At 58.6% G+C, this 23,231-nt stretch carries 21 protein-coding genes; 8 read left to right on the plus strand and 13 right to left on the minus strand.

Features of this window, described 5'->3' with window-relative positions; all coding sequences use genetic code 11:
• Nucleotides 1–49 precede the first annotated feature (49 nt).
• Together yhjD and GO007_RS19500 are read right to left on the minus strand one after the other, a co-directional pair.
• On the minus strand, nucleotides 50–1,081 hold the full coding sequence (gene yhjD, locus GO007_RS19495) for an inner membrane protein YhjD (RefSeq protein ID WP_095102832.1): 1,032 nt from the start codon (nucleotides 1,079–1,081) through the stop codon (nucleotides 50–52).
• A gap of 121 nt (nucleotides 1,082–1,202) precedes the next feature.
• Nucleotides 1,203–2,102 (minus strand): LysR family transcriptional regulator, encoded by a 900-nt coding sequence (locus tag GO007_RS19500; RefSeq protein WP_095102835.1) that lies wholly within the window; start codon nucleotides 2,100–2,102, stop codon nucleotides 1,203–1,205.
• A gap of 118 nt (nucleotides 2,103–2,220) precedes the next feature.
• Between GO007_RS19500 and GO007_RS19505 the strand changes: the two genes are divergently transcribed.
• Nucleotides 2,221–2,979 carry an SDR family NAD(P)-dependent oxidoreductase gene (locus tag GO007_RS19505; RefSeq protein WP_095102837.1) on the plus strand — a complete coding sequence of 253 codons (759 nt, stop codon included), beginning with the start codon at nucleotides 2,221–2,223 and terminating at the stop codon, nucleotides 2,977–2,979.
• Nucleotides 2,980–2,996: 17 nt separating this feature from the next.
• Here GO007_RS19505 and GO007_RS19510 read toward each other — a convergent pair whose 3' ends face one another.
• From GO007_RS19510 to GO007_RS19520, 3 genes are all read right to left on the minus strand, one after another.
• The gene (locus tag GO007_RS19510; protein WP_095102839.1) at nucleotides 2,997–3,545 is read right to left on the minus strand and encodes a GNAT family N-acetyltransferase; all 549 of its coding nucleotides are present in this window, start codon (nucleotides 3,543–3,545) and stop codon (nucleotides 2,997–2,999) included.
• A 69-nt stretch (nucleotides 3,546–3,614) separates the two neighbouring features.
• Nucleotides 3,615–5,267 (minus strand): alpha,alpha-trehalase, encoded by a 1,653-nt coding sequence (locus GO007_RS19515; RefSeq protein ID WP_095102841.1) that lies wholly within the window; start codon nucleotides 5,265–5,267, stop codon nucleotides 3,615–3,617.
• A 257-nt stretch (nucleotides 5,268–5,524) separates the two neighbouring features.
• Nucleotides 5,525–6,673 (minus strand): iron-containing alcohol dehydrogenase, encoded by a 1,149-nt coding sequence (locus GO007_RS19520; RefSeq protein ID WP_095102843.1) that lies wholly within the window; start codon nucleotides 6,671–6,673, stop codon nucleotides 5,525–5,527.
• 221 nt (nucleotides 6,674–6,894) lie between these two features.
• On the opposite strand from GO007_RS19520, the gene GO007_RS19525 reads away from it, so the two are divergent.
• Together GO007_RS19525 and GO007_RS19530 are read left to right on the plus strand one after the other, a co-directional pair.
• Nucleotides 6,895–7,518, plus strand: coding sequence for a glutathione S-transferase family protein (locus GO007_RS19525; protein WP_095102845.1), 624 nt, complete (start codon nucleotides 6,895–6,897; stop codon nucleotides 7,516–7,518).
• Between the two features lie 214 nt (nucleotides 7,519–7,732).
• Nucleotides 7,733–8,866: a serine hydrolase domain-containing protein gene (locus GO007_RS19530; RefSeq protein ID WP_157349287.1), complete on the plus strand. Its 1,134-nt coding sequence runs from the start codon at nucleotides 7,733–7,735 to the stop codon at nucleotides 8,864–8,866.
• A gap of 17 nt (nucleotides 8,867–8,883) precedes the next feature.
• On the opposite strand, the gene gorA is transcribed toward GO007_RS19530, so the two are convergent.
• Together gorA and GO007_RS19540 are read right to left on the minus strand one after the other, a co-directional pair.
• Nucleotides 8,884–10,236, minus strand: a complete 1,353-nt coding sequence (gorA, locus tag GO007_RS19535; RefSeq protein ID WP_095102849.1) for a glutathione-disulfide reductase — start codon at nucleotides 10,234–10,236, stop codon at nucleotides 8,884–8,886.
• 71 nt (nucleotides 10,237–10,307) lie between these two features.
• Complete coding sequence (locus tag GO007_RS19540; protein WP_095102851.1) at nucleotides 10,308–11,150, minus strand: 23S rRNA (adenine(2030)-N(6))-methyltransferase RlmJ; 843 nt, start codon at nucleotides 11,148–11,150, stop codon at nucleotides 10,308–10,310.
• A gap of 193 nt (nucleotides 11,151–11,343) precedes the next feature.
• On the opposite strand from GO007_RS19540, the gene GO007_RS19545 reads away from it, so the two are divergent.
• The 3 genes from GO007_RS19545 (at nucleotide 11,344) to rsmJ (ending at nucleotide 15,730) form a co-directional block, all read left to right on the plus strand.
• On the plus strand, nucleotides 11,344–12,615 hold the full coding sequence (locus GO007_RS19545) for an acid phosphatase (RefSeq protein WP_095102853.1): 1,272 nt from the start codon (nucleotides 11,344–11,346) through the stop codon (nucleotides 12,613–12,615).
• Between the two features lie 185 nt (nucleotides 12,616–12,800).
• Nucleotides 12,801–14,843 carry an oligopeptidase A gene (gene prlC / locus GO007_RS19550; protein WP_095102855.1) on the plus strand — a complete coding sequence of 681 codons (2,043 nt, stop codon included), beginning with the start codon at nucleotides 12,801–12,803 and terminating at the stop codon, nucleotides 14,841–14,843.
• Nucleotides 14,844–14,977: 134 nt separating this feature from the next.
• Nucleotides 14,978–15,730, plus strand: coding sequence for a 16S rRNA (guanine(1516)-N(2))-methyltransferase RsmJ (rsmJ, locus tag GO007_RS19555; RefSeq protein WP_095102857.1), 753 nt, complete (start codon nucleotides 14,978–14,980; stop codon nucleotides 15,728–15,730).
• An 80-nt stretch (nucleotides 15,731–15,810) separates the two neighbouring features.
• On the opposite strand, the gene GO007_RS19560 is transcribed toward rsmJ, so the two are convergent.
• Nucleotides 15,811–17,013 carry an NAD(P)/FAD-dependent oxidoreductase gene (locus GO007_RS19560; RefSeq protein ID WP_095102859.1) on the minus strand — a complete coding sequence of 401 codons (1,203 nt, stop codon included), beginning with the start codon at nucleotides 17,011–17,013 and terminating at the stop codon, nucleotides 15,811–15,813.
• 232 nt (nucleotides 17,014–17,245) lie between these two features.
• Here GO007_RS19560 and GO007_RS19565 point away from each other — a divergent pair, with 232 nt between their 5' ends.
• The gene (locus GO007_RS19565) at nucleotides 17,246–17,749 is read left to right on the plus strand and encodes an RrF2 family transcriptional regulator (protein ID WP_076946208.1); all 504 of its coding nucleotides are present in this window, start codon (nucleotides 17,246–17,248) and stop codon (nucleotides 17,747–17,749) included.
• A gap of 39 nt (nucleotides 17,750–17,788) precedes the next feature.
• On the opposite strand, the gene dtpB is transcribed toward GO007_RS19565, so the two are convergent.
• The gene (gene dtpB, locus GO007_RS19570) at nucleotides 17,789–19,258 is read right to left on the minus strand and encodes a dipeptide/tripeptide permease DtpB (protein ID WP_095102861.1); all 1,470 of its coding nucleotides are present in this window, start codon (nucleotides 19,256–19,258) and stop codon (nucleotides 17,789–17,791) included.
• Nucleotides 19,259–19,567: 309 nt separating this feature from the next.
• Nucleotides 19,568–20,005, minus strand: coding sequence for a universal stress protein UspA (uspA, locus tag GO007_RS19575; protein WP_041143102.1), 438 nt, complete (start codon nucleotides 20,003–20,005; stop codon nucleotides 19,568–19,570).
• A 377-nt stretch (nucleotides 20,006–20,382) separates the two neighbouring features.
• Here uspA and uspB point away from each other — a divergent pair, with 377 nt between their 5' ends.
• The gene (gene uspB, locus GO007_RS19580; protein WP_095102863.1) at nucleotides 20,383–20,718 is read left to right on the plus strand and encodes a universal stress protein UspB; all 336 of its coding nucleotides are present in this window, start codon (nucleotides 20,383–20,385) and stop codon (nucleotides 20,716–20,718) included.
• Between the two features lie 43 nt (nucleotides 20,719–20,761).
• Here the strand turns inward: uspB and GO007_RS19585 are convergent, their stop codons facing one another.
• From GO007_RS19585 to pitA, 3 genes are all read right to left on the minus strand, one after another.
• Nucleotides 20,762–21,169, minus strand: coding sequence for a hypothetical protein (locus GO007_RS19585; RefSeq protein ID WP_095102864.1), 408 nt, complete (start codon nucleotides 21,167–21,169; stop codon nucleotides 20,762–20,764).
• Nucleotides 21,147–21,536, minus strand: a complete 390-nt coding sequence (locus GO007_RS19590) for a polymorphic toxin type 44 domain-containing protein (RefSeq protein WP_189339896.1) — start codon at nucleotides 21,534–21,536, stop codon at nucleotides 21,147–21,149. The genes GO007_RS19585 and GO007_RS19590 overlap by 23 nt, the downstream gene beginning before the upstream one ends.
• A gap of 174 nt (nucleotides 21,537–21,710) precedes the next feature.
• A complete protein-coding gene (gene pitA / locus GO007_RS19595) occupies nucleotides 21,711–23,207 on the minus strand; it encodes an inorganic phosphate transporter PitA (protein ID WP_095102868.1) in 1,497 nt (498 codons plus the stop codon).
• Nucleotides 23,208–23,231: the final 24 nt, after the last annotated feature.

Below are 23,231 nucleotides of genomic sequence, written 5' to 3' on the forward strand. Positions count from 1 at the left end.
AATGATGGATCGGGCTGAATGATACCTCTCCGTTCAGCCCGATACGGCGTCAATCGTGGGTTTTCCCCGGCATCCGGCGGTCGTCTTTATACTCGGCGGTGGCAATCCACGCCGCGCAGAAAAGCGTCAGGCGCGCGAAGAAATAGAAAAAGGCCATCAGTCCTAAAACGGAGCCAAACGCGGCGCCCGAAGGGGACTTCACCAGCGCTGGCAGCGTCCAGGTCATCACGATTTTGATGACCTCAAAGCCGATTGCCGCAATCATCGTGCCGCGTATCAGCGCCTTGCGCCGCGGGCGGTGGCGCGGCAGGCGCCAGAATATCCAGAAAAACAGCAGGTAGTTGGCGAAAATTGAGATCGCCAGGCCAATTAGCCGCCAGGCCGGTTTTAACCACTCAATGTTATCGAGATACAGCGCGGAGATAATGGTCTGCTGCGCGGCGCCGGCAATGGAGGTAATGGACAGGGTAATAATCAAGGCGACCAGCAGGCCGATTAATGAAATAAAGTCGCGGAAGTATTTTACCCAGATTTTTTCCTGATCCTGCGGCGTACGCTCCCAGACGTCGCGGGACTGGGCGCGGATGGCTTCCCGCAGGTTGCCCATCCAGTTAATGCCGGAATAAAGCGCGACCAGCAGCCCGACCAGGCCGACGGTAGTGCGCTGCTGAACCGCGGTATTGATGGTGTTCTTCAGCGTCGCCGCCAGCGTCGGATCGCTGACGTTGAGCAGGATTTTATCGAAGATGTCCTGCAGCAGCGTCGGATGCCAGGTGAGGACAAAGCCGGCGGCAGCGAAGGAGACCATCAGTATCGGGATCATCGACAGAAACGAGAAGTAGGTGATGGCCGCGCCGAACTGATTGCCCAGGCGGTCGTTAAAGCGCTCGGCCGCGCGGATCAGGTGCGCAATAATCGGATTCCGCTGGACCTTTTCCGCCGTCCCGGTCACGCTTTTCAGCGCCTGGTTCGCTTTCTGTCCCACGGCGGATTCGTTGATGGCGGCCAGCTTGCTTTTACTTTTTTCCAGCTGCTGGCCCGGATCCTGAGTCGGGCGTGTGGCGTCGTTTTCCGGTGTCATTAGTTATTTCTTCCTTTCTTTACAGCGAGATTCAGCAAAAATTATATACGCAAAATGCCGGTTGCGGCGGCGGGGCGGCAAACCCGACCGCAGGGCCCCGGCAAAACGGGCCCCTCGCGGGCTAATCGACGTAGCCTTTCATCACGCCGCCGAGCCACTCCATAAACAGGTGTACGCGGCGCGAAAGATTGCGCCGATGCGGGTAGATTAGCGAAACCGGCAGCGGTTCCGCGCGGTATTGAGGCAGAATTTCAATCAGCTCGCCGGTACGCAGCGCTTCGCGAACGCCGACGCGCGGAACCTGAATAATACCCAGCCCGGCCAGGCAGGCGGCCTGGTAGGTCTCGGTGCTATTGACGGTCAGTATGCCGCCGGTTTTTACCCAGCGCGCGGTGCCATCGCTGATGACCTCAAAACCCGCCGGGCGGACGCCAAGGGTGCTGGCATAGTGGATCAGGGCATGATCGCCGAGATCGTCAAGAGAGTGCGGGTAGCCGAAGCGCGCCAGATACTGCGGGCTGGCGCAGTTAATTTGCGTCAGCTTACCCAGCGGACGCGCGATCAGGCCGGAATCTTTCAGCGTACCGACGCGGACGACGCAATCAAAACCTTCACGGATCACGTCAACCAGCCGATCGCTGCTGCTCAGTTCGAGCTCGATCCCCGGATACTGCTGCAAAAAGGCCGGCAGCCGCGGAATAATCAGCTTTTTTGCCAGGCCGACGGGCATATCTACCCGCAGTCGTCCGCTGATGCTGGAGGGATCGTGCTGGAATATTCCGTCCAGCTCCTCGAGGTTGCTCAACAGATCTTTGGCGCGTTCGTAATAGACCATCCCGTCCTGCGTCAGCTGCACCCGGCGGGTGGTGCGGTGCAGAAGGCGCGCGCCGAGGTGGCTTTCCAGCGCCTGGATCTGGCGCGATACGCTGCCTTTCGGCAGGCCCAGGGTGTCGGCGGCGCGGGAAAAGCTCTCCAGCTCCGCCACGCGAATAAACAGCTGCATTGCGTGAATTTTATCCATGCCCGAGACCTATTGTTGTTGTCATAGAAACAGTAAAACGTAATTTAGCGTATTTATTGTTTTTCCGTCAGCTAATAAGCTCTTTTACGATGCAAATGCAACTGATAAGGGGTTTCTGATGACACACCGTATTGCTTTAGTGACCGGCGGCAGCCGTGGATTGGGAAAAAACGCGGCGCTGAAGCTGGCGGCGAAGGGAACCGATATTATCCTGACCTACCACAGCAACCGGCAGGCGGCGCTGGAAGTTGTCGCTGAAATCGAACAAAAAGGGGTTAAAGCTGCGGCATTAGCGCTTAACGTCGGCGATACGGCGAGCTTCGAAAGCTTTGCTCTGGAGGTGGAAAAACTCCTGCAGCAGCGCTGGCAGCGCGGCACCTTTGATTATTTATTAAACAACGCCGGGATCGGTCTCAACGTCGCCTTTGCTGAGACCCGCGAAGCGCAGTTTGACGAGCTGATGAATATCCATTTTAAAGGCCCGTTCTTTCTGACCCAGCGTCTGCTGCCGCTGCTGCAGGACGGCGGACGCATCCTCAACGTCTCAAGCGGGCTGGCCCGCTTCGCGCTGCCGGGATACGCCGCCTATGCATCAATGAAAGGGGCAATGGAGGTGCTGACCCGCTACCAGGCAAAAGAGCTGGGCGCGCGCGGGATCTCGGTGAACATTATTGCGCCGGGGGCCATCGAGACGGACTTCGGCGGCGGCGTGGTGCGCGATAATAAGCAGGTAAACCAGCATATTGCGGCACAAACGGCGCTGGGGCGGGTTGGGCTGCCGGACGATATCGGCGATGCGATAGCGGCGCTGCTGAGCGACGATCTGCAATGGATGAACGCCCAGCGCGTGGAGGTTTCCGGCGGGATGTACCTGTAAGCCGTCAGGCCGCGGCGCTAGCCCGCTGCGGAGGCGGAGCGGAGATAGTCGCGCGGCAGCAGGCCAAATAGCCAGTCGTTATGCCAGCGGCCGTTGAGCCAGTAGCATTCGCGCAGCTCGCCCTCCAGCAGAAAGCCGGTTTTCTGTAACAGGCTTTTCGAGGCGATGTTGCCGGCGGTGACGGTGGCGGTCAGGCGACGGACGCCGCCTGCGGAAAAGGCGAAATCGCACAGCGCCTGCAGCGATTCGTAGCCGTAGCCTTTTCCCTGGGCCTGGGGAGTGAACAGGAACCCGACCTCAGCGCAGTCGTCCTCGTGGTGCCGATAGCCGGTTATGCCGAGCGGCGTATGGGTGTGTCGATCGCGGACGATCAGGCACAGCCAGTGCCTGGCGCCCGGCGTCCACGGCGACAGGCGCGAATCGAAGGCTTCACGGATCTCGGCGAGCGGGCGCGAATCGGCGATATAGAGCATCACCTGCGGATCGCGCTGCAGGGCTAAAAAGAAGGACCAGTCATCCAGCTGCAGCGGCGAGCAGCGCAGTCGTGGCGTAAGCAGTTCAGGCATAGTTCAGGATTCCTGCAACGGTCAATAGCGTGACCATAGCAGGACATTCTTCGCCGGAATAGCACCTGGTTATAATGGCTCGCCGTAGAGGCCTATCAGCCGACGCACCACGCCGTTGGTCCAGCCGAAACCATCCTGCAGCGGGTATTCACCGCCGCCGCCTTCGTGAGGGACGCCGCTGGCAATATGGTACTTCTCAATCAGCTTATGATGCTGCTTGTAGAAGTGGTTCACCGTTTGCAGCCAGCTTTGGGCTATCTCATCGCCGAGCGGGTCCTGGCCGTACATTTTAAAGCCCTGCACCGCCATCCACTGCAGCGGCGCCCAGCCGTTGGGCTTATCCCACTGCTCTCCGCTTTCATACTCGGTGGCCATAATGCCGCCAGGCGTCAGCAGGCGAGCCCGCACGACGTCGGCAAGGCGATCCGCCTGCTCATGCGTGGCCATCCCGACGTACAGCGCCACGATGCTGGCGGCCGAAAATAGCGCCAGCTGCTCGCGGCGCCAGTCGTAGTCGCGGAAACAGCCGCTGTCGTCGTCCCACAAATAGCGCGTCACCGCCGCCCGACGGTCGCTGGCCTTCTGGCGAAAAGCGGCTTCCGTTTCGCGATCGCCCTCAACGCCGGAGAGATTGGCGATCGTATTTTCCAGCTTGAACAGGAACGCGTTCAAATCGATGGGGATAAACTGGGTGGTGCGAATACTCGCCAGGCGGGTGATATCGCGCAGCCAGCGGCTGGAGTAGTCCCAGCCGGAGGCGGCGCCGGCGCGCAGGTCGCGATAAACCTCGTTAGGCGGGCGGCCGGAGCGTTTTGCCGTTTCCACATCTTCGCGCCAGGACTCGTCGCGCGGGGTGTCGCGATCGTCCCAGTAGCGGTTGAGCAGCGAGCCGTCCGGCATACGTACCGCGTGGCGATACGCCTGGTTCGGGATCAGCGACTCGGCGCCGTCCATCCAGAAGCGGTACTCCATCTTCAGGTGCTCAAGGTAGCGGCGAGCGCCGCGCACGCCGTCCTCTTCAAACAGCTCAACCATCAGGGCAAAAACCGGCGGCTGTGAACGGCTGAGATAGTAGGTGCGATTGCCGTTAGGGATATGGCCGTAGGTTTCAATCAGCCAGGCGAAGTTATCCGCCATGCACTTCAGCAGGTCTTCGCGGCCGCTCTCCGCCAGCCCCAGCATCGTGAAGTAGGAGTCCCAATAGTAGGTTTCGCTAAAGCGTCCGCCGGGCACAATATACGACTGCGGCAGCGCCAGCAGCGACGACCACGGGATATGATCCTGCGGCTCGCGGGTCAGGATCGGCCACAGGTGATCGATATGCTCCTTCAGGGATCGCTTAGGATCGGAAACGTAATCTTCCGCGCGATGATCCGGCAGCCAGAAGTGATCCTCGACGAACTGCCGCAGATCGAACCCTGGGGTGCGCCTCACCCGGCGGTAGTGGATTAAAATATCCAGCGGGTCCTGCCTGGGCGCGCAGTCGGGGAAGGTTTTGCTGTCGGCGAAAATGCGCGATTTTTGCACGTGGGCGAACAGCTCCAGATAGCGATCGGCCGGGGTCAGGGCGTCAGACGCCGGCAGCCCCTCGATAATTTCTGGCTCCGGTTCGGCGTCGAACATTTCGTCCAGTTTTAACTCATACGGATCGGCTTCGTAGCGCAGATCGACGTCGATCTTCAACTCATCGCTATTATCGTTGCGTAATGTCTGGCTGGACATAGTGATACGGACCTCCGGATCGCGTCGCTTAATGGCGCCGGGTATCCCCGGCATGGTTTTTAAGCTTAGTCATTCGCTTCGGTTTTCGTGGAGTAAACTGTGCGTCAGGTCACGCTTCTGTGCGGAGGCCTGAAGTCGGAATTTTTATTACTTTATGATTTTTATCATAAATTTATAATTTGTTGCTCTGAATAGCGCGGAAAAATTCAGAGCAATCGTTTTGCAACAAAATCTTATTTCGTCGGGCTGACGCGGGATCACTCCCACGCCGCTTCCAGCATCTCCAGCAGCTGTTCGCTACTCAGCGTGACCGGGTTGGCTTTCATCGACGATGAGCCGCTGGCGGCCAGCGCGGCGGGCTCAAGCGCCTGATGCGCCACGCCAAGGTCATTCAGGTTGCCGAGCCCCGCGCTGCGGCTCCATTCGTGCAGGCTCTCCCAGGCGGTATCCGGATGCACGTTGAGCCCGTCGGCCAGCCAGCGGCGCACGTCGTTAAAGCGCCCGCGCAGGGCTTCATCGGTGACCAGCGATTCGTTAAGCGCGAGGCCGAAGGGCAGCAGGCAGCCGCACAGCGCGCCGTGGGAGGCGTTGCTCAGGCCGCCCAGCGGTCCCGCCAGGCCGTGAACCACGCCGAGACCGGCATTGGCCAGCGCCAGGCCGCCGCACAGGCTGACCCAGGCCATTTCATCGCGGCTCTGCGGGCACTCTTTCTCCATCAGCGTTTTTAGCGCCTTGATGCCGCGCGGGATCGCTTCCCGGCACAGGGCGTCGGTAAAAGGATTGGCTCGGGTACACAGCCAGGGTTCGATAAGCTGGGTGATCGCATCGAGGCCGGAGCCCAGCGTCACCGCCCGCGGCGCGTTATCGGTCAGCGCCGGGTCGACGATCGCCAGGTCCGGCAGCATACGGTCATCGCGCAGGCTGACCTTACGCTGCTGCTGCACGACGTTAATCACCGCGTTTTTCGTCACCTCGGCTCCGGTGCCGGAGGTGGTGGGGATGGCGACAAACGGCAGCGGATGCGCCTCCAGTACCCGACCGCTGCCGACCACTTCCAGATACTCGATGACCTCCCCGGATGCTGGCACCAGCGCGGCGATCGCCTTGCCGGCGTCGATAACCGCGCCGCCCCCGAGGCTCACTACCGCCCCGACGCCCTCTTCGCGGGCCAGGCGCACGCCCTGTTCGATAGCGTGCAGGTCGGGCTCATGGGCGATGGAGAGGGTCGTCACCTCAAGCGCGTGGGCGCGAAGTTCGGCCAGCAAAAAGTCGGCCCGCTGCGGGCTGGCGCCATGCACCATCAGCACCTTGCCGCTGTGCTGGGCCAGCCAGGGCGCAGCGCTCTGCGCCAGGCCGCGACCAAAACGAATATTTCCCGGGGTTAAAACGTTAAAGGGGGTCAGCATCACGGGCTCCTGTATCGGCGAAAAAGGCTGGAATCAACTATACCCTAAATAATTCGGGTTGCAGGAAGGCGGCAACGCAGGTAAGTGACCGGGGCGAGCGAGGAAAGCCAACGCATATGTCATTACATATTATCCGCCAGGCTGCTCCGTTGCTGGCTGTACTCGCGCAGCCGATGGAGTATGGTGAATAAAACGTCCCTTCGGTTAAGGAATCCCTGACAATGCTAAGAATACTGGGTAAACGCTCATCAATTAACGTCCGTAAAGTGTTGTGGACCTGCGAAGAAGCGGGCCTTGAGTATCAGCAGGAAGATTACGGTAGCGGATTTCAGCCGATTGATACCGCGGAGTTCCGCGCGCTGAATCCGAACAGCCTGGTGCCGGTTCTGCTGGATGACGACTTTGTCCTGTGGGAGTCGAACAGCATCTGTCGCTACCTGGCGCGCAAAGCCGGGCGCGACGATCTGCTGCCCGTCGCGCCGCAGGCGGCTGCCGAGGTCGAGCGCTGGATGGACTGGCAGGCCACGGAGTTTAATAACGCCTGGCGCTACGCGTTTATGGGCCTGGTGCGTAAGGACCCGCGCTTTCAGGACCCGGCGGCGCTGAAAGAGAGCATTGCCAGCTGGACCCGCTGCGTGCAGATAGTGGACGCTCAGCTTCAGCAAACCGGCGCGTGGCTGGCCGGCAGCCGGTTTACGCTGGCGGATATCGTTCTGGGCCTGTCGGTCCATCGCTGGAAAATGACGCCCTTCGCCCACCCGGAGATGCCGGCCGTTGAACGCTGGTATATGGCGCTCAATCAGCGCCCGGCGTTCATGCGCCACGGTAATAACGGCACGGCGTGACGGCGGGATAAAAAAATGTCCAGAATTACATCGCCCTGGACGTTAAATTCAGCCTGTTCGCTTTGCAATCACCGACGACTGCCGTTACGATCTGCGTCCCTTTTTTATCCACCCGGTAGCGCGTACGGCAGGAAGGTATGGTTTGAGCAGGCGGTTGAGCCCTGTGTTGCTGGCGTCTCTGCTGCTTGTCGGATGCTCCGGAACGCTTTCGCAAATGAGTGTCCCTTCTGACGAAACCAGTCAGGTTGGGCAAAACGGGCATCTGCTCTCCATTGATTCCTTCGTTAACCATTATATGCAGAGCAAGCAGGTGAGCGGCGTGGTGGTGGCGGTTATCCAGCATAACGGCCCGGCGGAATTTCACTGCTACGGCGTGACCGATGCGAAAAATCGCTACCCGATTACCCCGGATACGCTCTTTGCCCTGGGATCGCTGAGTAAAGGGATCACCGCCGAGGTGATAACCCTGCTGGTCAATGAGGGGCGGCTGCAGTGGGACGATACGCTCTCCATGCTGCTGCCGCCGGAGATCCGGCTGAGCGAGGATGCCAAAAAAATCACCCTGCTACAGCTGGTCACGCATACCTCCGGCCTGCCGCGTCAGCCGATGAACCTGCTGTCGCTGGAGCATCTGCTGGCCTACCTGAGCGATGGGGAAAACTTCTACCACGACCTCGACAGCGACGATGCGCTGGGCTATCTCCGCACCTTCAGCGCGCCGCGGGTGCGTGAGCCTGAGTACTCCAATCTTGGCTACGCCGTTCTGGGCTACATCCTCAAATATCAGACCGGGGAATCCGTTGATACGCTGGCGTCGCGGATGATTTTCCAGCCGCTGGCGCTGCAGAGCACCAGCTTCGTGCCGTCAACGCTGCGCGGATACTCCCGGCGCGCGCTCGGGCATGCGGGGGATCAGCCGAAATTTAAAACCCGCGGAGCGCTGACTCCGGACTGGCAGTTCAGCAACAATATGGTCGGGGCGGCAAACCTGTACAGCGATGCCCAGGACCTGATCGCCTGGGCCCGCGCCCATTTTTCACCGACCCATAACGCGGCGCTGGATAAAGCCTTTGCCGACGTCGGCGCGGACTACTATCCGCGGCAGACGGAGGCGGCGAATATTGCCTGGGTTACCGATACGATCGGCGGGCAGAAAATTACCTATCAGGTGGGCTATATCGGCGGCTATTCCAGCTATATCGGTTTCGATAAAGCGAACCAGAATGCGGTGGTGGTGCTGCAAAATAGCTTTAACTGGAGTAACTACATCGGGCATGCGATTTTGCAAAATCAGGCGGCGGGAACGGCTTATCAGGCGCGCCATGAGGGGTTAAAAAAAGCCCCGTGAGTACGGGGCCTTGAAGATTAGCGCATGGTAACGAACTCTTCCGCGGCGGTCGGGTGAATCGCCACGGTGTTGTCGAAGTCCTTCTTGGTGGCGCCCATCTTCAGCGCGACCGCAAAGCCCTGCAGCATTTCATCCATGCCGAAGCCGATGCCGTGAATACCGACAATCTTCTCTTCCGGACCGACGCAGACCAGCTTCATGCGGCACGGCTGGCGGTGCGAGGTCACGGCGGTATACATCGCGGTAAAGGACGATTTATAGACCTTCACCGCCTCATCGCCGTACTGCTCGCGGGCCTGCGGCTCGGTTAAGCCGACGGTGCCGATCGGCGGGTGGCTGAAGACCACGGTCGGGATGTTGCTGTAGTCCAGATGCTCTTCCGGCTTGTTGTTGAACAGACGCTCGGAGAGGCGGCGGCCGGCGGCAACGGCGACCGGCGTCAGCTCGACCGCGCCGGTGTTATCGCCCACCGCGTAGATCCCCGCCACGCTGGTGTTCTGCAACTTATCCACGACGATATAGCCTTTGTCGTTGGTCTTCACCCCGGTAGCCTTGAGGTTGAAGTTATCGGTCTCCGGCTGGCGGCCAATGGCCCAGATCAGGCAATCGACGGTCTGGCTGCGGCCATCTTCCAGGGTCAGGGTCAGGCTGCCGTCGGCGTTTTTCACCACCGACTGCGGAATGGCGTGGGTATGCAGCTGCGGGCCTTCGGCGTTCATCACCTCAACCAGCGTCTCGACAATCAGCGGATCGAAGCTGCGCAGCGGCGCGTGCTTGCGCACGAACAGATGCGTCTCGGCCCCCAGACCGTTAATCACGCCCGCCAGCTCAACGGCAATATAGCCCGCGCCGACAACCGCCACGCGCTTCGGCAGCGCCGGCAGCTCGAAGAAGCCGTTGGAATCGATGCCGTACTCTACGCCCGGAATCGACGGATGGCTCGGGCGGCCGCCGGTGGCGATGAGGATATGATCGGCCGTCAGGGTTTCGCCGTTGACTTCAACCGTTTTGGCGTCGATAAAACGGGCGAAGCCTTTAATCACGTCGACCTTATTTTTACCCAGCACGTTGTCGTAAGAGGTATGAATGCGGTCGATATAGGCGCTGCGGCTGGCAACCAGCCTGTCCCAGTCGAAGTGATTGATGGTGGTATCGAAACCGTAGTCCGGGCCGTACAGGTGAATCGCTTCGCGAATCTGCGCCGCGTGCCACATGATCTTCTTCGGTACACAGCCGACGTTAACGCAGGTGCCGCCCAGATCTTTCGCTTCAATCAGGGCGCACTTCTGGCCGTACATCGCCGCGCGGTTGATGGAGGCAATACCGCCGCTGCCGCCGCCGATAGCAATGTAGTCATAATGTTTGCTCATGAGTCATATCCTTAATATCTGAATGCTGCGATTGTATACCGGAAATCAATAGGTTCCGCCGATGACTGCGATTACTCCGGGACGATCCAGCTAACCGTTGCATGACCGATGCCGGTCGGCACCAGCTTTTTGTGCAGCCACGGCAGGACGTTGTTCATCTGCTGTTCCAGCTTCCACGGCGGGTTGATAACGATCATCCCCGACGCGGTCATTCCACGCTGGTCGCTGTCCGGGCGCACGGCAAGCTCAATCTGCATGATTTTACGAATGCCGGTTGCTTCTAACTCTTTGATCATTCGCTTAATCTGCGCACGTAAGACCACCGGGTACCACAGCGCATAGGTGCCGGTAGCGAAGCGCTTGTAGCCTTCGTGAATGCCGGTAACGACCGCCTGGTAATCGCTTTTAATTTCGTACGGCGGGTCGATAAGAATCAGACCGCGACGGGAGGCGGGCGGCAGCTTAGCCTTCAGCTGCTGATAACCATCGGACTTTTCCACGCGCGCGCGCTCGTCTTTCTGGAATTCTGAGCGCAGCAGCGGGAAATCGCTCGGGTGCAGCTCGGTCAGCTGCAGGCTGTCCTGCTCGCGCAGAAGCTGGCGGGCAACCAGCGGCGAGCCCGGATAGTAGCGCAGCTGGCCGCTACGGTTGAAGTGCTGAACCACGGAGATATACGGCTCCAGCTCGGCCGGCAGGTCATCCTGCTGCCAGATGCGGGAGATGCCTTCCAGATACTCGCCGGTACGCTCGGCGTGCTCGCTGCTCAGATGGTAGCGCCCTGCGCCGGCGTGGGTGTCCAGATAGAGAAACGGTTTCTCTTTCTCTTTCAGCGATTCAATGATCAGACTCTGAACGGTGTGTTTGAGGACGTCGGCGTGGTTGCCTGCGTGAAAGCTGTGGCGATAACTGAGCATGGATGCAGAGATTCCGGGAATTAAACAAGATAACCGATAGTTTACCGCAGATCCGTCCGGATTACCGCTGTAGCGCCGTGCTGTTTCAATTGTGGCAAAAGCGTTGCAAAACATAACGGTGTCATAAAAATGTCAAACGGTCGCGCTAGCGTCGCGTGCAGGCAAGGTAATTGTTTGAATAAAAGGAAAAATAATGAAACTGCAAATCACACTTCTGACGTCGGCGCTGATCCTGGCGCTGCCGGCGCTGGCAAAAGACGTCCCGCTTAATCAGGCGGCGGCGATCGCCGCCAGCGTCACCCCTGCGGCCGCCAGTCCGGCGTTTGACGCGCTGGAAAGCCAGACGCTGGCGGCGCTGCGCCAGGCGCTGAAAGGGGATGCCGCAACGCTCACCCGCGGCCAGCTGGAGCACGCTAAGCAGAATAAAACCCAGGCGGATAAAGCCTGGCTCAAGGCCAGCGGCTACGATTTTCAGGCTAAAGCGAACCAGCAGGCGGGGATTGAGCTGCTCTCGGCGTTCAGCAAACTCCCTGATTCGGTGGTGAAAGATAACCTCGCTACCGTCACCGCCATTAACCGTGATGCCACCCAGGCTACCCGGCACCAGGCGTTGGCCGATGCCGAGGGGATAAGCTATCTCTACTTCCTCAGCGATGCGATGGGGCCTCGGCTGGGCAAAGCGTTCCTTACGGCCTACGACAAAGGCGAGCTGGGCAAAGCGGCGGCGCTGATTAAGGCCAGCGAAGTCAGCACCGGGGCGGCGAAAAAGCACTTCAATAACCCGCGTCCGTTCCTGATTCAGGGCAACACTATCCATCTGGTGCCGGATGACGTGGTGGTGAAGGATAACCAGCCCTATACCGCCGACGAGGGCTCTTTCCCCAGCGGGCACACCAATACCGGCTATACCGATGCCCTGCTGATGGCCGAGATGATCCCGGAACGCTTTGATGCGCTGGTCACGCGCGGGGCGCGCTACGGCTACTCGCGGATCGTCCTCGGCGTCCACTACCCGCTGGACGTGATGGGCTCGCGGATGGTGGCGCAGCGTAACGTCGCCCACTATCTGAACGATGCAAAATATCGCGCGCTGTTTAACGAAGCGCGCGATCAGCTGCGCGCCGCGCTGGAGAAAGAGTGCGGCACCTCGCTGGCTGAATGCGCGAAAACTGCCGGGAAGGACGATCCCTATCGCGATCCGGCCATGAACGCCTTTTATCGCTTCACCATGACCTACGATCTGCCGCAGCAGAAGGGTGAGAAGCAGGCCCTGAAGGTGCCGGAAGGGGCCGAGGTGCTGCTGGAGGCCGCCTTGCCGCATCTTTCCGCCGCACAGCGTCGGGCGCTGATGGTGAAAACCGCGCTGCCGGCCGGCTACCCGCTGTCGGGAGAGACCGCCGACCAGCAGTTCTGGCAGCGCCTCAACCTGCCTGCCGCCTGGCAGATGGCGCAGAAGACGCATTAATCTCACGCAGCCCGGCGAAGCATCGCGCCAGCCGGGATTTTGCTCAACGGCCGGGCTTATTGCAGCAATACCCGGCGCTGAGCATCGCGCGACATTGAAATTCACCCAACTATCCCCCATTCTAGATCCCATGCTAAAGCGCCGGAACGCGCGCTTCATTTCCCCTTTTCAACAGGACTGCGCATATGACCAATCCATTACTGACGCCTTTTTCATTGCCGCCTTTTTCTGCAATCAAGCCGGAGCATGTGGTGCCTGCGGTCACCAAAGCGCTGGACGATTGCCGGGCATCGGTAGAGAGCGTCGTGGCGCAGGGCGCGCCCTATAGCTGGGAGACGCTGTGCCAGCCGCTGGCGGAAGTCGACGACGTGCTGGGGCGTATTTTTTCTCCCGTTAGCCATCTGAATTCGGTCAAAAATAGCCCGGAGCTGCGTGAAGCCTACGAACAAACCCTGCCGCTGCTGTCGGAATACAGCACCTGGGTGGGCCAGCACGAAGGTCTGTACAAAGCGTATCGCGATCTGCGCGACGGCGACCACTACGCCACCCTGAACACCGCCCAGAAAAAGGCGGTGGATAACGCGCTGCGTGATTTTGAACTCTCCGGTATCGGTCTGGCGAAAGAGCAGCAGAAGCGCTACGGCGAGATTGCCGCGCGCCTCTCCGAGCTGGGCAATCAGTACAGCAACAACGTGCTCGACGCCACGATGGGCTGGAGCAAGCTGGTGACCGACGAAGCCGAGCTGTCCGGGATGCCGGAGAGCGCGCTGGCGGCGGCTCAGGCTCAGGCGCAGGCCAAAGAGCAGGAAGGCTATCTGCTGACCCTGGATATCCCGAGCTACCTGCCGGTGATGACCTACTGCGAAAACCAGGCGCTGCGCGAAGAGCTCTATCGCGCCTACTCCACCCGCGCTTCTGACCAGGGGCCGAACGCCGGCAAATGGGACAACAGCCCGGTGATGGCCGAGATCCTCGCCCTGCGCCACGAGCTGGCGCAGCTGCTGGGCTTTGACAGCTACGCGTCAAAATCGCTGTCGACCAAAATGGCGGAAAACCCGCAGCAGGTGCTCGACTTCCTGACCGACCTGGCGAAACGCGCCCGTCCGCAGGGGGAGAAAGAGCTGGCCCAGCTGCGCGCCTTCGCCAAAGCGGAGTTCGGCGTTGAGGAGCTGCAGCCGTGGGATATCGCTTACTACAGTGAAAAGCAGAAGCAGCATCTCTACAGCATCAGCGATGAGCAGCTGCGCCCCTATTTCCCGGAAAACAGAGCCGTTAACGGCCTGTTCGAAGTGGTTAAGCGTATTTACGGCATCAGCGCCAAAGAGCGTACCGATATCGACGTCTGGCACCCGGAAGTGCGCTTCTTCGAGCTGTATGACGAAAAAGGCGAGCTGCGCGGCAGCTTCTATCTCGATCTCTATGCGCGCGAGCACAAGCGCGGCGGCGCGTGGATGGACGACTGCGTCGGCCAGATGCGCAAGCTGGACGGTTCGCTGCAAAAGCCGGTGGCCTACCTGACCTGCAACTTTAACCGTCCGGTTAGCGGCAAGCCGGCGCTGTTCACCCACGATGAAGTGATCACCCTGTTCCACGAATTCGGCCACGGTCTGCACCATATGCTGACCCGTATCGATACCGCGGGCGTGTCCGGAATTAGCGGCGTGCCGTGGGATGCGGTTGAGCTGCCGAGCCAGTTCATGGAGAACTGGTGCTGGGAGCCGGAGGCGCTGGCATTTATCTCCGGGCACTACGAGACCGGCGAACCGCTGCCGCAGGCGCTGCTGGAAAAAATGCTCGCCGCGAAGAACTACCAGGCCGCGCTGTTTATTCTGCGCCAGCTGGAGTTCGGCCTGTTCGACTTCCGCCTGCATGCGGAGTACCAGCCGGAGCAAGGGGCGAAAATCCTCGAAACGCTGGCGGAAATCAAAAAGCAGGTCGCCGTGGTGCCGGGTCCGTCGTGGGGCCGCTTCCCGCACGCCTTCAGCCACATTTTTGCCGGCGGCTACGCGGCGGGCTACTACAGCTACCTGTGGGCCGACGTGCTGGCGGCGGACGCCTTCTCTCGCTTCGAGGAAGAGGGTATTTTCAACCGTGAAACCGGTCAGTCGTTCCTCGATAACATCCTCAGCCGCGGCGGTTCTGAAGAGCCGATGATTCTGTTCAAACGCTTCCGCGGCCGCGAGCCGCAGCTTGACGCGATGCTGGATCACTACGGGATCAAGGGCTAATTTACCCGACAGACTTCAGGCTGCCTCTTCGGCAACTGCACTCACTCACCCCGGGAACGCGCTCTGTGTACGTTCCCGGGGATTTTTTCCCTTGTTGTCCTGAGGCAACGCGAATTGTTTAGGGTAAAGCGGAAGTGAAAATCTGCTTAATTGATGAAACGGGCGCCGGAGACGGCGCCTTATCCGTTCTTGCCGCCCGCTGGGGGCTGGAGCACGACGAAGACAGCCTGATGGCGCTGGCGATGACGCCGGAGCATCTGGAATTACGTAAACGCGATGAGCCGAAGCTGGGCGGCATCTTCGTTGATTTTGTCGGCGGAGCGATGGCCCATCGGCGTAAGTTCGGCGGCGGACGCGGCGAGGCGGTGGCCAAAGCGGTGGGGGTAAAGGGCGACTATCTGCCGGACGTGGTGGACGCCACGGCGGGGCTGGGGCGCGACGCGTTTGTGCTCGCCAGCGTAGGCTGCCGCGTGCGGATGCTGGAGCGTAACCCGGTGGTGGCGGCGCTGCTTGATGATGGCCTGGCCCGCGGCTACGCCGATCCGGAAATCGGCCCGTGGCTGCAGCAGCGCCTGCAGCTTATTCACGCCTCAAGCCTGACGGCGCTGACCGATATTACGCCGCGGCCGCAGGTGGTCTATCTCGACCCGATGTTCCCGCACAAGCAGAAAAGCGCGCTGGTGAAAAAAGAGATGCGCGTCTTTCAGTCGCTGGTGGGCGCGGATTTAGACGCCGACGGCCTGCTGGAGCCGGCGCGCCTGCTGGCGACCAAACGCGTGGTGGTCAAACGCCCTGACTACGCGCCGCCGCTGGCGGATGTCGCCACGCCGAACGCGGTGGTTACCAAGGGCCATCGGTTTGATATTTACGCCGGTACGGCGGAATAACCCCTTCTCGCGGAATATCCCGGCCGGTACGCCTTATCCGGGCTACGTAGCCCGGTCAGCATCGCGCGGCCGGGGCGCGGTTAGACAAACGGCGCCAGCGGATCGGCGATCTCAAAGGCAATGGCTCTATCGGCCTTCGGGGGATAGATAAGCTCGCTGGTTATCGATATCTTCACCTTTTTCGCCTCTTCCCGCGTTAGCTTCACCTGCTGGTCCCAGCCTTCGGTATAGACCGCGCCCCAGGCGCCGAGATCCAGACAGGTAACGTAGTTTTCCTGACGATAGGGCAGCGGAGCGACTTCCAGCAGGCTGGCCGCCGCGTTATTCCCGGCAAATTTGCCCAGCAGAATAGCGTGCTGGCAGGTCATCAGCGCGTGGTTGCCTTTGTCATCCGTGGCCGCGTAGGCCACGTCCCCGGTGGCGTAGATCTCATCATGGCCCACCACCTGAAGATCGCGGTTGACGTGCAGGCGACCCTGGCGATCGCGCGGGGCGTCAATCTGCGCCGTCAGGTCGTTGGCCTGTACCCCCACGGTCCAGATAACGGTCTGCGACGCAATGGTCTGCCCGTCTTTGAGCGTGACGCCGGCCGCGTCAATGCTTTCGACCTCCGTATTCACCAGCCACTCAACGCCGAGCTCTGCGGATGCCTGGACGATAACCTCGCGCAGCGCGTCGCTGTAGCGCGAGCCCGGCTGCGGGCCCCGTTCAACTACGACTACTCTGGTCTTAGCATTTGAGCCCAGGATGGCCCGCAGTTTGCCCGGAAGCTCCATCGCCATCTCGATGCCGGTAAAGCCGCCGCCGCAGACGACGACCGTATTGCGCGCCACGCTATCCGCGGCGTGGGCCAGGGATTTCAGATGGTTTTCCAGAACGGTGGCGCTTTCCAGCTGGTCGAGATCGAAGGCGTAAGCCTCGGCTCCGGCGACCAGAGAACGGTTAACGTGGCTGCCGCTGGCGAGAATCAGCCGGTCGTAGCCCGCGCGCTGCGCGTTGCCGGAGGCATCGACCCACGCCACTTCTCTGGCGGCGGGAACGATGCGCGCAACGGTACCGCGCAGGAAGCTGACGCCGGTGGCGTCAAATAATGGCTGTAGCGGGGCGACCAGCGTCGGCACATCATCCTCATAGAAACGTGGACGCACCCGCAGCTCGGGCTGCGGGGCAATTACCGTGATTTCCACGGTCTCGTCGCGGTGCATATCCGCCAGCCGAGCGGCGCTGAGCGCAGCCCACATTCCGGAAAAGCCCGCGCCGACGATCAGGATTTTTTTAGCCATTATTGTTTCACTCACTGTTTGCTACGATGTATTTACTCGGATTTTATTTGTCGTAGTTATCGAATGCAACGTGATTTGTGCCCTCGGCAGAGCGAAATGGCGGAATGCGGTATTATCTATATGATAAACAATTAAATAATTATTTATTCTGCGGCATGCTATGGCGTCTGTCTGGTATGGCTACGATCAAAAAGCTACAATAACTCAGATTTGTTTTGGCTGAGATAAGAGAATGGCGTTCTACAGTTCTGGCGTTGAGTACGGCATCCATAGTTTGATGTGCATGGTGGACAGCAAAGGCGACGCGCGCGATATGAGCGTGCGGGAAATCGCCGAGCTGCAAAGCGTGCCCTACGACTATCTGGCCAAAATATTTACCCGCCTCTCCCGGGCAGGCCTGGTGCGCAGCATGGAAGGCAAGGGCGGCGGCTTCCAGCTGGCGAAGCCCGCCGAACACATCACGGTGCTGGATGTGGTCAATGCTATTGATGGCGATAAGCGTATTTTCGAATGCCGTGAAATTCGCCAGCGGCTGGCGGTATTTGACGAGCAGCCGCCGGAATGGGCCTGTGAAGGCATTTGTGGCGTGCGTTCGGTGATGGATATGGCCCAGCAGCGTATGGAAGAAGCGCTCGGGCAGCATACAATTTTGGATCTCGCCCGCAAGATGTACCGCAAAGCGCCGGATGAGTTTGTGATTGAAGTGCAGGAGTGGATTGACGCCCGTAAGAGTTAACCTCAGCCAGCTGCCGCTGGCCGAGGGCGGAAGCTGCCGCTATTTGCTGCCGGCAGGCGTATTGATCATGCGGTTGAGCCACGGCACCAGAATCGCCATCACTATCGTTACCGCCAGCGTCACCAGGCCAATTTTGCCGAACACGTTGGTGTAGATCGGCAGGGTCTGCAGCGGGTCGGTGACATTTTCCGGCACCGCGGTGAACGTCGCCACGTATCCCCCCATCAGGAAGGCCGCTGCCTGCGTCAGGAACCACATCCCGAGGATGAAGCCCATCAGCTGCTGCGGAACCAGCGCGGCGACCATCGCCAGGCCGAGCGCGCTAATCAGCAGCTCGCCGAGGCTCTGGAACAGATAGACCAGCACGATAAACCACGGCGAAGTGAGCCCCTGCGCGTCGGCAAACCAGATGCCGGCGGCGGCGGTCAGGAAGCCCAGCGAACATAAAAACATTCCGAGGGTAAACTTCATCGGCATGGTCAGGTCCCGGCCTTTGTTGCCCAGGCGGGTGTAGATCGCGGCCAGCACCGGGCTGGCGACCACCACCCAGAACGGATTCAGCGCCTGGAAGCTGACCGGGTTAATGGTGATGCCAAGGATTTGGTGGTGCACGTTGTTGATGGCAAAAAAGTTGAGCGACGTGGGCATTTGCGCATACAGGATGTAGAACAGCACCGCTTCCAGCATCAGGATAAAGGCGACAAACATCCTGTTGCGGCCGGTTTTATCGAGCTTGAAGGCCTCGCGAAAGAAGAAAATAATCACCACGACAGAGAGGACGATCAGCACCAGGTTGGCGATTTTCACGTTATGCATAAGCCAGGCGCAGAGGAAAATCATCGCTACCGTACCGACCAGCACATACAGCAGGTTGCGCGGAACTAACGGCCGATGGTCGGGCTCCGAACCGATATCTTTGACCATCCCGCGGCAGGCGAAATAGACCAGCAGAGCGATAATCAGCCCTGCACCGCACAGGTTGTAGGCGACGGCATAGCCAAACTTCTCCGCAATCACCGGCGCCAGCGATAGCGACAGCAGGGAGCCGATGTTAATCGACATGTAAAACAGGGTGAAGGCTCCGTCCAGGCGCGCGTCGTCCGGGGGATAGCACTTTGACAGCAGGCTGGCGGGGTTGGCCTTAAACAGCCCGTTGCCGACGGCGATGGTGCCCAAGGCGATAAAAATGAGCTCGGGTTTTAAGAGCGACAGCCCGGTCATGAAATAACCGAGCGCCAGCACAATCGCACCCAGCACCAGCGTCCGTTTGGTGCCCAGCAGGTGGTCGCCGACGTAGCCGCCGATGGAGATCAGGCCGTATACCAGCGCCGCAAATGCGCCAAAGGTAATAAACGCCTGTTCCTGAGAGAATCCGAGCTGTTTAACAAAGAAAACCGCCAGGATGCCCTGGACGCCGTAATAGCCAAATCGCTCCCATAACTCTACAAAAAAAATCATGAAGAACGGCCGCGGTTGCTGCAGCAGGCCCGTAGGTGCAGTTGTTTTCATATTCCTTCGCCTTTTAGTGCTATCCCAAAAAAGTATGCACGCGTATGCCAGAACGCGCTGAAAAAGTATGATGACGCGCTATGCTGCGGTCATTGGCTGAATCATTAGATTATTATATAGATATTTTTTCTTATAATTGGTTGATCACACTAACTGATATTGAATGGGTGGCTTTATGTGCTGTTTATTCGGTGCGGAGATGCGTTAACGAGCGTTGGGGATAGCGGTGGGCGGGGGATGTCTGCGCGGGCAGAAAAAACGCCCGCATAAGCGGGCGCAGACAGGCTGATACTGAGAAAGGCGGGAACGTTATTCGTCTTCTTCGTCGCGCAGCGGCACAATCAGCATATCGACATGTACGGTGTTGATCAGCTGGCGCGCGGAGGACATCAGCTTGCTCCAGAAGTCCTGATGGTGGCCGCAGACGACCAGGTCCATATCGTATTTTTTAATCGCATCAACCAGCACCTGACCGAGATCGCCGCTGCCGCTCAGGGTTTCCGTAATCGGATAGCCCGCATTGCCGGACAGCTCGCTCAGCGCATGGTGGGTCTCTTCAGAAATGCGTTTCTGCATGTCGCCCAGATTGACGTCGATAAGACCGGTGTAGAGGTCGGAGTAATTAACATCGACGTGGATCAGGGAAACCTTGGCATTGTAGGGACGCGCCATAGAAACGGCTTTCTCTACCAGCACTTTGCTTTCCGGGGAAAGGTCTACTGCAATAAGAATATGTTTGTAAGCCATAGTGTTACTCCTTCCATAAGTTGTCGATGACCGTTGGACCAGACAGCTAGCGCTGCCGCTTCGCCCGCGTCCTGCGTGCTAATTCGCGGGGGTTCAGTCCGTTAAGGACTTAATTGTAGAAGATATTTCTACCTTATAGCGCCCCTCGCGCTCCGTCAATGCGCCTGGTTCACCAAATAGTTAAACAAATATATCCGTCTTACGTATTGATAACGATTAACCTTGTGGTAAAAAAATTAACTGATCTCCTACACTATTTAATGAGCCGATCGAATAAATAAACGTGATTGGTATCGCACTCTTCTATTGTATGGGTTGGGTATTGGGGAGCGCTAGCCCCGGAGACGTCTCCGAGGGCGGGTCGCCGGGGAGGATGTATGATCAGCACAATTGCGCTGTTTTGGGCCCTGTGTATCGTTTGTGTGGTGAATATGGCACGCTACTTCTCATCATTGCGTGCGTTGCTGGTAGTGCTGCGTGGTTGCGATCCCTTGCTGTATCAATATGTTGATGGCGGAGGTTTTTTCACCTCTCATGGCCAGCCGGGTAAACAGATGAGGCTGGTCTGGTATATCTACGCCCAGCGCTACCGCGATCATCACGACGACGAGTTTATTCGTCGCTGTGAACGGGTGCGGCGGCAGTTTATTTTGACCAGCGCGCTATGTGGCCTGGTGGTGGTGAGTATGGTTGCATTGATGATTTGGCACTGAGCATAAGAAAGGCGAGGCTAGTCTCGCCTTCTTTACATCGGAGTCAGGGCTTAACTGAGAATCTGAGGTCTGAGATATTGTCCTGGATTGAGATAACCTTCCCGCTGTAAGAGAGGTTCACTTCCCCGTTTTTATCTATGCCGGCACTCGTAAGACTCCCTGTCCCCTCAATCAGCGGGCTCTTCTGCGTAAGCTGCTGGATAATTTCTGTATTGTTCCCTGCTATCTCATGCGACAGATAGTAACGATAGATTGTAGGCACCGTTGCGCCACCTCGGTTGTTAACGGTCATATAGAGCCAAACGTCGTCAGACAATTTATAAACACGCTGGAGCTCATCGCTATTTCGCGGATCGGGATGGTGGTTTAGCCACACAAATCCGACGATCAGGGCCAGAAGTGCCAGCGTAACAAACCGATGGATCCATCTAATAGCCGTTCTGAATGGCATAATCTATCCCTTCTCTGATATTGCGCTGATCCGTAGGGTCATCTCCATAGGGAGGTTTTTCATACCATTTCCCCCATTCGGGTTTTGAGGTTCCCGCACGACCCTGCGCCCAACCTGCGCCCATAAGAAGAATGTTTGCAGGAATACCTGCGGCAGTGCCGGTAGCCCCAAAATTGAAATTACCGAACGCGGCGAAATACGGGGCGAATTTTTTATAATCCCACGGGCCGCCATTTCTGACTTTTTGATAAAACCAGTAGTACGTTGATGGGGTAGCCATATTACGTGACATTCCTTGACGGCGTGCTTCACGCATATTGCCCGCTATAACGATTGAACCAGGTCCTGGGATGGGGACAGCAGCCATACATTCTCCACTGTGAGTTATCTTATCCTGGCCGGGATGATATTTTTTTTCCTCCATGTTTTTTGAACAAAAAATGTTCAGATTTTCCTCATGCCAGAAAAAGATTAAGTAAAACAGCGGACATAAAAAAAGCGGGTCAGTTTCCTGACCCGCTTTTTTGTCGCTTTCAGCTTCTTAGATAATCTTCAGCGCTATCCAGTACAGCCCGCCTGACAGCAGAATCGCCGCCGGGAGAGTGAGAACCCACGCCATCAGAATACTGGTGACGGTTTTTTTCTGCAGTCCGCCGCCGTCAACGAGCATCGTCCCCGCAACCGAGGAGGAGAGCACGTGGGTGGTGGAAACCGGCATGCCGGTGTAGCTCGCCAGACCAATCGATACGGCTGCGGTCATCTGGGCCGACATACCCTGGGCGTAGGTCATGCCTTTCTTGCCAATCTTCTCGCCGATCGTGGTCGCCACGCGACGCCAGCCGATCATGGTGCCGATACCTAACGCCAGAGCAACCGCCATAATGATCCAGATTGGCGCGTATTCGATGGTGCTCAGCATATCGGTTTTCAGTTTCTTCAGCAGACGCTTATCATCGCCATTCACTTCCGGCAGCTTCGCGACTTTGTCGGTGGTGTCGGAAATGCACAGCATAATGCGACGCATCTGGCTGCGCTGATCGAGCGTGAGCATGTCGTAGCTTTCGATTCCGGTTAGCATCGTTTTCACGCGGCTAAGCGCGTTGACGGTGTTCGACGGATGGCAGTGGAATTCGCCGGTGGCGACCGCGCCGGCTTCCGGTGAAGGAATCAGCTGGTCAACGCCGGTCGCTTTCTTCAGCAGCTCAGGGCGCTGCTCGAAGAAGGTTTCCACGTTATTGACCGCGTCGCGGGTACGGGTGATTTCGTAGCCGGAGGCATTCATGTTCACCACGAAACCTGCCGGCGCTACGCCGATAAGCACCAGCATGACCAGGCCAATGCCCTTCTGACCGTCGTTCGCGCCGTGCGAGAATGACACGCCTATTGCTGACAGGATCAGCGCAATACGGGTCCAGAACGGCGGCTTTTTCTTTCCGTCTTTCTTTTCACGTTCAGCAGGAGTCAGGTGGATGCGCGCGCGTTTCTTGGTGTTGCTCCAGTAACGGCGCAGAATGAAAATCAGGCCGCCAGCCACCACCAGGCCCACGATAGGCGAGACGATCAGCGAGGCGAAAATACCGATGACTTTCGGGATATTCAGCGCGTCAACCACCGAGGTGCCGGTCATCAATGCATTGGTTAAACCAATCCCGATGATGGCGCCGATCAGCGTATGTGAACTGGAGGCCGGAAGACCGAAGTACCAGGTTCCGAGGTTCCAGATAATTGCCGCCAGCAGCATGGAGAACACCATAGCGAGGCCATGTGCAGAACCCATGTTAAGCAGCAGGTCGGTCGGCAACATATGCACAATGGCATAGGCTACGCTAAGACCACCTAACAGAACGCCGAAAAAGTTGAAGAGGGCCGCCATCGCCACAGCAAGCTGCGACCGCATTGCGCGTGTGTAGATCACAGTTGCAACAGCGTTTGCGGTATCATGAAAACCGTTAATCGCTTCGTAAAACAGCACGAAAGCTAAAGCAAGCAATAGTAATAGCCCGGTATGTAAATCCAGACCGGCAAATAAATGTAGCATAGGACGTTACGCCATTTTGAGGAC

It is taken from the genome of Klebsiella sp. 10-1 (genome assembly GCF_009758445.1).
GTDB lineage: Bacteria > Pseudomonadota > Gammaproteobacteria > Enterobacterales > Enterobacteriaceae > Klebsiella > Klebsiella scottii.